6 protein-coding genes are annotated in these 10,725 nt (G+C 65.7%); all 6 read right to left on the bottom strand.

Features of this window, described 5'->3' with window-relative positions; all coding sequences use genetic code 11:
• Positions 1-55: 55 nt before the first annotated feature.
• The 6 genes from LBK75_10790 to dnaB all read right to left on the bottom strand — a co-directional run bounded on the left by LBK75_10790 (position 56) and on the right by dnaB (position 10,724).
• On the bottom strand, positions 56-1,570 hold the full coding sequence (locus LBK75_10790; GenBank protein ID MDR1158767.1) for a catalase: 1,515 nt from the start codon (positions 1,568-1,570) through the stop codon (positions 56-58).
• A 91-nt stretch (positions 1,571-1,661) separates the two neighbouring features.
• Complete coding sequence (locus LBK75_10785; GenBank protein MDR1158766.1) at positions 1,662-4,721, bottom strand: S8 family serine peptidase; 3,060 nt, start codon at positions 4,719-4,721, stop codon at positions 1,662-1,664.
• 481 nt (positions 4,722-5,202) lie between these two features.
• Positions 5,203-7,041, bottom strand: a complete 1,839-nt coding sequence (gene ftsH / locus LBK75_10780; protein ID MDR1158765.1) for an ATP-dependent zinc metalloprotease FtsH — start codon at positions 7,039-7,041, stop codon at positions 5,203-5,205.
• Positions 7,042-7,104: 63 nt separating this feature from the next.
• Entirely contained in the window at positions 7,105-7,641 is a 537-nt protein-coding gene (gene hpt / locus LBK75_10775; protein ID MDR1158764.1) for a hypoxanthine phosphoribosyltransferase, read from the bottom strand.
• Positions 7,642-7,759: 118 nt separating this feature from the next.
• Positions 7,760-9,391, bottom strand: coding sequence for a tRNA lysidine(34) synthetase TilS (tilS, locus tag LBK75_10770; GenBank protein ID MDR1158763.1), 1,632 nt, complete (start codon positions 9,389-9,391; stop codon positions 7,760-7,762).
• Positions 9,381-10,724 carry a replicative DNA helicase gene (dnaB, locus tag LBK75_10765; GenBank protein MDR1158762.1) on the bottom strand — a complete coding sequence of 448 codons (1,344 nt, stop codon included), beginning with the start codon at positions 10,722-10,724 and terminating at the stop codon, positions 9,381-9,383. Before dnaB ends, tilS begins: the two co-directional genes overlap by 11 nt.
• Position 10,725 lies beyond the last annotated feature (1 nt).

The raw sequence follows: 10,725 nt of genomic DNA, 5'->3' as shown, positions 1-10,725 counted from the left end.
CGCCGTGCACGGCGTCCGTTTTGCTGTCCCGATGCGATTTTTAGCCCAGCGCGGCTCACGGATGCAGCGTCGCGGCGACCAGGCCCTGTTGATCCAGTTTGGCCAGGTCCTTCACCTTCTCAAGGCTGAGGCCCAGCGCCGCGGCGATGCGCTCGCCGTACTCCGTGTCCGCCAAGTAGCAGTGGGTCGCGTGGCGGTACTTGACGTTCTCCGTCACCGGCGCGATGTCCCGCGCGGTGTTTTCGATGAGCAGCGCCCGTTTGTCCTCCGCCATGACGCGGTAGAGGTCGCCGCCGGCCCGGAAGTTGTCGTCCGTCGGATCATCCTTCGGGTCGAAGCGGTACATGGCGCCCTCCAGATCGAGCGGCGGCTCCGCCGCCTCCGGCTGCGCGGACCAGACGCCGTCGCTGTTCGGCGTATAGGCCGGCGTCGCGCCGTAGTTGCCGTCGACGCGCATCGCGCCGTCGCGGTGGTACTCGTTCACCTCACACCGCGCGCGGTTGACCGGGATGTGATTGTAGTTGACGCCGAGCCGATAACGCTGCGCGTCACCGTAGGCAAACAGACGCCCCTGAAGGAACTTGTCGGGCGAGAACCCAATGCCGGGCACGACGTGCGCCGGCGTGAAGGCGGCCTGCTCCACCTCCGCGTAGTAGTTTTCCGGGTTGCGGTTCAGCGCCAGCACGCCCACCTCGATCAGCGGGAACTCCTTGTGCCGCCAAATCTTGGTGATGTCAAAGGGATTCTCGTAGTGCTGCTTCGCCTGCTCCTCGGTCATGACCTGGATATACATCGTCCACTTGGGGAAATCCCCCCGCTCGATGGCCTCGAACAGATCGCGCCCATGGCTCTCGCGGTCCTGGCCGCAGAGTTTGGCGGCCTGCTCGTCGGTCAGATTTTTGACGCCCTGCTGCGTGTGAAAATGGAATTTGCACCACACGCGCCGGTTTTCCGCATTGTACAGCGAGAACGTGTGCTCGCCGTAGAAATGCATGTGACGGAAGCTGGCGGGGATCCCGCGGTCCGACAGGACGATCGTACGCTGGTGGAACGTCTCGGGCAGCAGCGTCCAAAAGTCCCAGTTGTTCTGGGCCGACCGCATCCCGGAGCGCGGGTCGCGCTTGACGGCGCGGTTTAGGTCCGAAAAATTGTGCACGTCGCGAATGAAGAATGTGGGCGTGTTGTTGCCGACCAGGTCCCAGTTGCCCTCTTCGGTGTAGAATTTGCACGCGACGCCCCGGATGTCCCGCTCGGCGTCCGCCGCGCCGCGCTCACCGGCCACCGTTGAGAAGCGGACGAACAGATCCGTCTCCTGGCCCGGCCTTAGCACTTTGGCCTTCGTGTAGCGTGAGATGTCGCCGGTCACCGTCAGACGCCCATGGGCGCCCCAGCCTTTCGCGTGCATCCGGCGCTCGGGGATGACCTCGCGGTTGAAGTGCGCCATCTTCTCCATCAGCCATACGTCCTGCATGACCACAGGGCCCCGGGGCCCCGCCGTGACGGCGTGCTCATTGTCCGCCACCGGCGCGCCGACTTCGTTTGTCAGTTTGCCGTGCAACTTGTCTTCCATGCCTTTACACCTCCATCATCATCTATACGTTTATACATCTATACGTTTATACGTTTTTCACGCGTAAAATTTTTGTCGCAACGGGGGATTTTCAGCGAGCCTCGGTCATTGTACAGAGCCTGTGCAGCATGGCGGCGACTTCCGCGCGGGTGGCGGTGCCGCCCGGGTCGAACCGGGGACCTGGCCTACCGGTGATCACGCCGCCGGCGATGAGCGCCGCAACGGCTTCCCGCGCGTATCCGGCGATGCGGGCCTCATCCGTGAACGGACCGGGCGCCGCCGTCTCCGGCAGGCGCAAGCCGGCAAACTGCAGGTACCGCAGCAGAATCACCGCCGCCTCCTGACGTGTGACGGCCCGGTCCGGCACAAACCGGGCACCGCCGACGCCGAGAACTATGCCGACGGCCCGCGCCCACTCGATGTAGGGCGCGTCGTAGCGCCCGTCCGACACGTCGTCGAAATGATTTTCCCCGTGACGCGCGGCGTCCGCGCCGGCCAACCGGCCGAGCACCGTGACCAACATGCCGCGCGTCATCGACGCGTGCGGCGTGAACCGCCCGGCGGCGGTGCCCACCATCAGGCCGCGCTCGTACAGATAGCGCACGTCGTCGCAGAACCAGTCGCCCACCGTGACGTCGCCGAACGGCGGCGGCGCATCGGACGTGCCGGCCGTCTCGTCCGCTTCGGATTCGTCGGGCGGCGCGGACGCGTCTTCCTCGCTCTCTTCCGCTATGACAGCGGGCGCCGGCCGCGTCAGGGAGGGCCGGTCCGCAGGGCCGCCGGGCGGCGCTTTGGTCCCCTCGGACGGATTCTCCCCTCCGCGCACCGTGAGGACAAACGGAACCGACCGGGCCGCCTCCGTGCGTCCGCCGCTGAACCAAAACACCAGCGTATGCACACCATCGGGCAGGCCTCGCAAAAACGCATCCGTGAGCGTCACCGGTCGAATCTCCCCAATCGTAGGCTCCTCCCGGTAATCCGCGCCGGAGACGAGCGCCGTGCCCGCGCGTTCTACGGCCACCAGTCGGTGGCCGTAGAACGCGGCGAGAACTGTCATCCCGGCCGCCCCCGACGCCGCCCTGTCATAGACGCCCTCCGTCGGGCTGAGCATTGCGTCACTCACAGGCAGCGCGCCCACCGTGACCGTGACGCGCAGGTCGCTTCGCGCGGCAAACGATCCCGTCTGCGCCCGGACAAGCAGCGTAACCGTCCGACCCGCCTCCAAAGGCGCCGGTGTGTAGATGAGCTTTGTCCCGTCGATCCGCGCCGCGCCCGCGCCGTCGGAGCCGGTCACTTCATATACCGTGCCGCCGGTCACGCCGCGAAACGCTCCGGTCAATTCGCACTGAAAGGGCGCCGCCGGCGTCTTTTCATCCAGCGAGGCCGGCGCCGCCGCGCCCGTCACATCGGGTCCGGCCTCGGGCCGGGGTACGTCGGAGAGGCCGACCGTCAGCGTGTAGTGCGTGCCGCCGCCGGACGGCAGGCTGCCCGAAAACGTCCAAGTGACACCGCCGTCCGCCGTCTCGGGCACGGAGAACGTGGTCTGCGCGTTCGCCGGTTCTATTTCGATCTCCTGCGCCGTGAGACCGGCCAGGTCCGTCCCCGCGGGCAGGACGGCGTGAAAGGCCGTCTCCCCTGTCCGCTCTGCGGACACGCCGTCGACGCGCAGCCGCGCCACTACCGCGTCGAACTCATCGGACACATCGACCCACCGCGCGTAGTAGGTGACATCGCTCACCGTGCCCGGCGGCACGGCGGTCAGCGGCGCGCCCGCGCCGTCCGGGTTGTCGTACCAGCCGGCGAACAGGCTGCCTGCCCGCGTCACCGACGCCGGCAGCCGGGCGTCGGCGTCGCGGGCGACGGTATACACCGTGCTGTAATCCGCACCCGCTGTCCCCTCGATGCGGCCGCCGTCCGTCTCGTAGCGGATCGCCCGCGCCCGCTCCAGCGCGGCCAGCAGGCGCGCGCCGACGACGACCCCCCAACCGTAACCCTCATCGTAACCGGGGGCGCCCCTGTCCTCGGCGCTCTCTTTGAGAAGCGCCAAAAAATCCTCGCCGTCGAGACCCGCGTCCGCTTGGCGCGCCAGCGCCGCCAGCGCCGCGACCACGGGCGCCGCATACGACGTGCCGCTGCCCGTGATGTAGTGATTCGGCGCCTCGGTCCCGAGGCCTGCCATCCCGAGACCGGGGGCCGTGACGTCCACCGTGCGGTTTTGCGTGGACTGCCCCGATACACGGCCCTGCGCATCCACCATGCCGACGCCGATCACGCCGTCACTGCCGGCCGGGTATTGGACCTCGCCGCCGACGCCGTCGTTGCCGGCGGCCGCGACCAAGATGATCCCCTTGCGCCGCGCCTCCTCCAACAGCACGCGCATGAGAGCCGCCACACTCGAACCCGCCCCGCCGAAACTCATGTTGATAACGTCCGCGTTCTGCGCCACCGCGTAGCCGATGGCCGCCAAGACCTCGCTCGTCTGTATGCCTTTCTCCGGGAAACACCGCGCGATGAGCAGACGCGCTCCGCCGGCGAGGCCGTCCACACCGACGCCGTTGTCTCGGACCGCCGAGATGACGCCGCTCACAAAGGTGCCGTGGCCCGTCGCGTCGACGCCGTAGTCTCTCGCGGGCGACGCACCCGCCTGGTATCCGATGAAGTTGGCGCCGTCAAAACGTCCGGCGTCCAGGTCCTCGTGTCCGGCGTATACGCCCGAGTCCACCACCGCCACCGTGACGCCCGTCCCGTCATACCCCGCGTCCCACAGCGCATCTATGCCGACCGCCCGCCGGTACTGCCCCGCGCCGGTCTCGATCCCTTCCAGCAGCCGAAGCGGTTCGTCCTTCGCAAAGAACTCGACAAGACCCGCGCGCACCAGGGCGATCACCTGCGCCCAGGTGTCCGCCACATACAAATCGTCCGTATACGGGATAAGCGCCGGCGCGCCGCCCGGTCCGTCAAACAGGTCCGCCGGCCAAACCGCGCCCGCCTGAAGCTTGAGGACATACCGCTCGGCACTCTCCCCGGGCGCCGCCGCGGAGACGTTCTCGGCCTCCGCCGCCGCCGCGCCCGGCGCGGCCGGCCAGAGACCGAGGGTCAGGATCTGAACCAGCGCAAGAAGCGCGATCGTCAGGGTTCGTATCTGTCTCATGCTGCCTCCCGACACCCAGCCCCCCGACACAGACGGAGGGTTGGAATTATATGGAAATCTCCAGTTGTCTCGATTCTCCGCAGGGCGCCGCCCTGCATCATAGACATCCCTTTATATCGAGTGACAGACGCACGTCTGTCACTCGAACCATATATCGATCTTTTCGCCGGGCGCATAAATGGTTCAGGTGTCAAAGACGCTGGCCCCCAATGGATTCTTTATTTTGAGAAGGGTTTCTCTTTTGGAGAAACCCTTCCGTCCATACGTCGCTGATGGGTGATTTTTCTTCTTCCTGTTTTTGTACATTTTGCCATGATATACTATATCTTGTTTGCAAATACCAGTCCTTGTGTTTGTCGTCTATATCTTGTGTGTATTGATCTACATCTTGTATGTCCGATGTTTTTGCCGCTATTTTGCCGAAAGGGCTGTCGCTTGGCGGTTCTTATGAACCGTTTGCGACAGCCCTCAGGTATCTTTGTTACGCCGGCGTGGGGTCGGCTTCTTCGAAACAGGCGCGGAAGGTGTCTCCGTCCATGGTCTCGTGCTCCAATAAATAAGTGGCGATCTTGTGGAGCATCGACAGGTTGGCTTTCAGAATCTCCTCGCACTTCTCGTACGCGGCGGCGATGAACGACTTGATCTCCTCGTCGATCTGAGCCGCCACCTGTTCGGAATAGTTGCGGGTGTGCGCAAAGTCGCGGCCGAGAAAGACCTCCTCGTGCTCGGAGGCGAAGCTGATCGGTCCTATCTTGTCGCTCATGCCGTACTTGACCACCATGCTGCGCGCGAGCTTCGTCGCACGCTCGATGTCGTTCGAGGCACCTGTCGAAATGTCGTCCAGCACGAGATGTTCGGCCGCCCGGCCGCCCATGAAAACGATGATGTCCTCGCTCATCTCGCTCTTCGAAGCATAGGATCTGTCCTCCTGGGGCAGGGAAATCGTCATGCCGCCCGCCCGGCCCCGGGGGATGATCGTGATGTGGTGGATCGGATCTTGCGTCTTTAGGTTGCGGCTCACCACCGCGTGCCCGGCCTCGTGGTACGCGGTCAGCCGGCGCTCCTTCTCCGAGATGACCTTGGATTTCTTTTCCGGGCCCGCGATCACTTTGATCATCGCATCTTGCAACTCGCCGTTCCCAATGACTTTCTTCGAGCGGCGGGCCGCCAGCAGCGCCGCCTCATTCAGCAGATTCTCAAGATCGGCGCCCGTGAACCCGGGCGTCGTCTTGGCCAGGTTCTCAAGGCTTACATCCCGGTCCAGCGGCTTGCCGCGCGCGTGGACCTTTAAGATGGCTTCGCGGCCCCTGATGTCCGGCATCCCGACAAACACCTGGCGATCGAAGCGCCCGGGGCGCAGCAGCGCCGGGTCCAGGATATCCGGGCGGTTCGTGGCGGCGATCACGATGACGCCCTCGTTGTTTCCAAAACCGTCCATCTCGACGAGAAGCTGGTTTAGCGTCTGTTCGCGCTCGTCGTGCCCGCCGCCCATGCCGGCGCCGCGGTGCCGGCCCACCGCGTCGATCTCGTCAATGAACACGATGGACGGGGACGTCTTCTTCGCCTGCTCAAACAGGTCGCGCACGCGCGACGCGCCCACGCCGACATAGAGTTCCACAAAGTCGGAGCCGGAGATGGAGAGAAACGGCACGCCGGCCTCCCCCGCCACCGCGCGGGCGATCAACGTCTTGCCGGTGCCCGGCGGGCCCACCAGCAGCACCCCCTTCGGGATGCGCGCGCCGATGTCGATGAAGCGCTTGGGGTGGCTCAAAAACTCGACAATCTCTTTGAGCTCCTCCTTTTCCTCGTCGGCGCCGGCCACGTCGGCAAATGTGATCTTTTTCTTCTCGTCGCTGCCGAGCCGCGTGCGTGCGCGCCCAAAGCGCATGGCCTTGTTGTCGCCGCCGGCTCCCCGGTTGAACATGAAATACCACAGCACAAAAAAGACCCCGATGACAAGTACATAGGGCAAAATCATCAGCCACCAGGGCGGCACAAAGCCCTTGTCGAGATTGTAGTCCTTAAAAACACCCTTCTCATCCTGCTCCTGGATGAGGTCCCACAGGTCCTCCCGGAAATACTCCACGCTGTAGAGGTCGCACACCACTTCGCCGGGAATTCCATTGTCTGCCAGCAACAGATGGAGCGTGTCGCCCTCGATGGAAAACTCCCGCACTTTTTCCTGTCGGAAATACTGGATGATGCTCCGATAGCTGATCTTCGCGGGCTGCGTCAGCTCCATGATCAGCCAGATACTGCCCAGCACCAGCAGGATGACGACCACATAGAATCCGAGATCTTTCACGCCTTCTTTTTTCAACAGGACACTTCCTCACTCAGCGGCGGCGCGCCCCGGACGCGCCCGCCCTATCCGCTCTTGCGCTCACAGATACACGGACCGCTTCAGCACCCCGACATAGGGGAGATTGCGAAAGCGGTTCGCGTAATCGAGACCGTACCCCACGACGAACTCGTCCGGGACACAAAATCCGGTGTACCGCGCCTCGACCGGGACTTTCCGGCGGTCTGGCTTATCCAGCAGCGTACAGATGGAGACAGAGGCCGGTTTTCTGGCCTTCATCAGACTTATAATATAACTTAACGTGAGGCCACTGTCAAGAATGTCCTCCACAATCACCACGTCACGGCCTCCGATGTCGCTGTCCACGTCTTTGATGATGCGGACGGCGCCCGCCGTAACGGCCTGCCGCCCGTAGGAGGACACCGCCAAAAAATCGATATCGCAGGACAGCGTCACATGCCGCACGAGGTCGCCCAGAAAGATGAAGGCGCCCTTCAACACACCGATGAACAGCGGCCGACGGCCGGCAAAGTCCACGGAAATCTTCTCCGCCAGCGCCCGCACCCGCATCGCCAGCGTCTCCTCACTCAGCAAAATTTTTTCGATGTCCGAATGCATGGGTGCCTCCTTTTGCGCGTCCGCACACGGTTTTCCCTATAAAATATCGTAACTTCCGGCGCCGCTCCGCACCGTTTTCGCGCCGCGGCGGCACATTTCCCGGGGAATTCCCCCGCGCTCATCCGTCCGGCCGGCACCAGACGCGCCACCGGTCCGCCAGCGCGCTGTCCGGCAGGGGATGCACGGTGACGAGCAGGGCCGGGGCGTCCGGCGCCGCGGCGTGGGCTCTGTCCACGCCGAAGAAGGGCGCGGCCACCGCACCGTCGGCGTCGGCCAGCACCGGGAGCGCCTCGCGCAGCGGACGGGGGACCCGCCGGTCGATCATCAGCCGTTTCAGCGTCCGGCCGCCGGGCCGGCCGGGCAGAGAGAGCGTGTCTCCCTCGCGGCGCGGCCGCAGGACCGGCGCGCCCGCCAGCGTCTCGGCGCGGAGCCGCAGCGCGCCGGGCGGCGCCGGCGTATGCGGCGGTATGGTCCGGCAGACAAAGAGCAGCCCGACCTCGGGTACGGGCGTCTCGCCCGCCGACCGCAGGGTGTGCGTGAAGGCGCGCGGCGCGGGCGGCGGCGGGCCGACGATCAGCGCACCGTACTCCCGACGCGCGGTCAGGCCGTCCGGCAGATGGTGGGCGGCGGAGGGAGACGCCCCGACGCACAGCGCCAAGACGGATTCCACATGGTGCAGCGGCAGCGGCGCGTCGCGCCCCAGCGCCCGCGCCCAGAGGAGCCGGACCGCGCGGGTGCGCAGCGCCGGCGGCAGCGCCCACAGCGCGCCAACGTCCACCGAGAGACCCGCCGGCGTCGGCCGGATCTCTGGGAGCGCGCGGGCCGCCTGCTCCGCCAAAAACGCCTCGTCGGCGCGCAGCAGCGCGGTCATCTTCGACACGGCCGCCTCCAGCTTCGGGTTCACAGTGCGCAGCGCCGGCACGGCCTCGTGCCGCACCCGGTTGCGGGCCGGCGTGCGGTCGCCGTTTGACAGGTCCTCCCGGTGCGGCAGCGCCCGAGCCCGCAAAAACGCCTCGACCTCCGCCCGCGTCACCGTGAGCAGCGGCCGCACCACCAAAAGCGGCTGCCGGCCGGAGCGCCCGCCGGCCTCAGACAACGCGAGCTCCTCTTCCGCCGCCAACGTCCGTTTGGCGGGGATCCCCCTGTTGTCCTCTGACAACATAAACTCTTCCTCTTCCGCCGCCAACGTCCGTTTAGCGGGAATCCCCATGTTGTCCTCTGACAACATAAATTCTTCCTCTTCCGCCGCCAACGTCCGTTTGGCGGGGATCCCCGTCAAGCCGGGGAGGCCGGCGCCGCGGGCGAGGTGGAGAAGAACGGTTTCCGCATTGTCGCCGGCCGTGTGTCCGGTGGCGATCCATCCAAATCCGCCGGCCCGGGCCGCTCCGGCCAAAAACGCATACCGCAGCGCTCGGGCGGTTTCTTCTATCCCCATCCGGCACGCGGCCGCGGCGGTCCGCACGGCGGCCCGCCCCACCGTGAGCGAGATGCCGTGGGCGGCGCACAGCGACCGGACAAACGCCTCGTCTTCATCGGCGTCGGCGCCGCGCAGGCCGTGGTGGAAGTGGGCGGCGGCCACCTGCTCAAGACCCAGAACCCGGCGGCTCTCCCACAGAAAGAACAGCAGCGCCACCGAGTCGGCGCCGCCGGAAAGCGCGCAGAGCACGCGCGCGCCCGGCGCAAACAGCGCCTCGTCCGCGGCCAGACGGCGCGCGGACGCGACGAGCCGCGGACGCGCGTCACGCCCCATCGTGCTTCCACTCCCGCGACGAAAAGGCCGTATACTGCGGCAGCCACTGCAGCCGTACGGTGCCCGTGGCGCCGTGGCGATTCTTTGCCACAATGCACTCGGCCACATTCCGGTCCTCCGTGTCCTCGTTGTAGTATTCGTCCCGATACAGGAACATGACGACGTCGGCGTCCTGTTCGATAGCGCCCGACTCGCGCAGGTCGGAGAGCATGGGGCGTTTGTTTTTCTCCGAGCGCGTCTCGGCGGCGCGGGAGAGCTGCGACAGGCAGAGCACCGGCACATTCAGCTCCTTGGCCATGATTTTGAGGTTGCGGGAGATGTCGGCCACCTCCTGCACGCGGTTTTCCTGACGGCGGCTGCCCTGCATGAGCTGCAAGTAATCGATGACAATGAGCCCCAGATTGTCGAGACGGCGGCACTTGGCCTTCATCTCGGTCACCCCGACGGCGGAGTTGTCGTCAAAGCGGAAGTCGAGGCGCGTCAGCGCGCGGGAGGCGTCGATCAGACGGTTCCACTCCTCCATCGAGAGATCCCCCGTCAGGAGTTTGCGTGAATCGATGAACGCCTCGCTGGAGAGCAGGCGCATGACAAGCTGTTCTCGGGACATCTCAAGCGAGAAAAAAACGATCGTTTTGCCGCTCTGTTTGACCGCGTTCAGCGCGATGTTCAGCGCGATGCTGGTCTTGCCCATGCCGGGCCGGGAGGCGATCAAGATCAAATTGGAGCGACCCAGACCGCCGATGTAGTCATCCACCTCAGCGAGACCCGTGGGCAACCCCGGCAGCCCGCCCTTGTTGCGCGACAGCTCGTCGAGCCGTGCAAACACCTCCTGCAGCACGGCCGACACCGTGTGCAGCGACTGGTCCGCCCGCCCCTGACGGATGTCGTAGACACGCCGCTCCGCACTGTCCAGCACGGTCTCCGCCTCGTCCTGCCCCCCTTGGGCCAGCACGGAGATGTCGGCGGCGGCCTCGGCGATCTGCCGCAGCAGCGCCCTATCGCGGACGATGCCCGCATACTCCCGCACGTGGGCGGCCGTGGGCGTCACCTGCATGAGACTCATGAGGAAGGAGCGCGCCGCGTTCTCGTCGGCGCACAGGCCCCGCGTGCGCATCCCGTCCAGCACCGTGACCGGGTCAACGGTCTGCGACAGCGTGAACATCGAATGAATGGTCTCGAAGATGTCCCGGTTTTGGGAGATGAAGAAGTCCTCGGCGTGCAGGAGTCCGACGACGTCCGGCACGCAGCGCGCGTCGATGAGCATGGCGCCGAGCACCGCCTGCTCCGCCTCCACACTGTGCGGCAGCTGGTGCCGCGTCAGCAGATCATCCACT

It is taken from the genome of Oscillospiraceae bacterium (genome assembly GCA_031265355.1).
Lineage (GTDB): Bacteria > Bacillota > Clostridia > Oscillospirales > UBA929 > JAIRTA01.
Note: the sequence above shows the minus strand (reverse complement) of the source record. Positions and strands in the feature narration are given on the sequence as shown.

What these genes read in the sequence shown, in the direction of transcription:
- LBK75_10790 (MDR1158767.1), bottom strand. Translation starts at nt 1,570, where the DNA reads ATGGAAGACAAGTTGCACGGCAAACTGACAAACGAAGTCGGCGCGCCG.
- LBK75_10785 (MDR1158766.1), bottom strand. Translation starts at nt 4,721, where the DNA reads ATGAGACAGATACGAACCCTGACGATCGCGCTTCTTGCGCTGGTTCAG.
- hpt (MDR1158764.1), bottom strand. Translation starts at nt 7,641, where the DNA reads ATGCATTCGGACATCGAAAAAATTTTGCTGAGTGAGGAGACGCTGGCG.
- tilS (MDR1158763.1), bottom strand. Translation starts at nt 9,391, where the DNA reads ATGGGGCGTGACGCGCGTCCGCGGCTCGTCGCGTCCGCGCGCCGTCTG.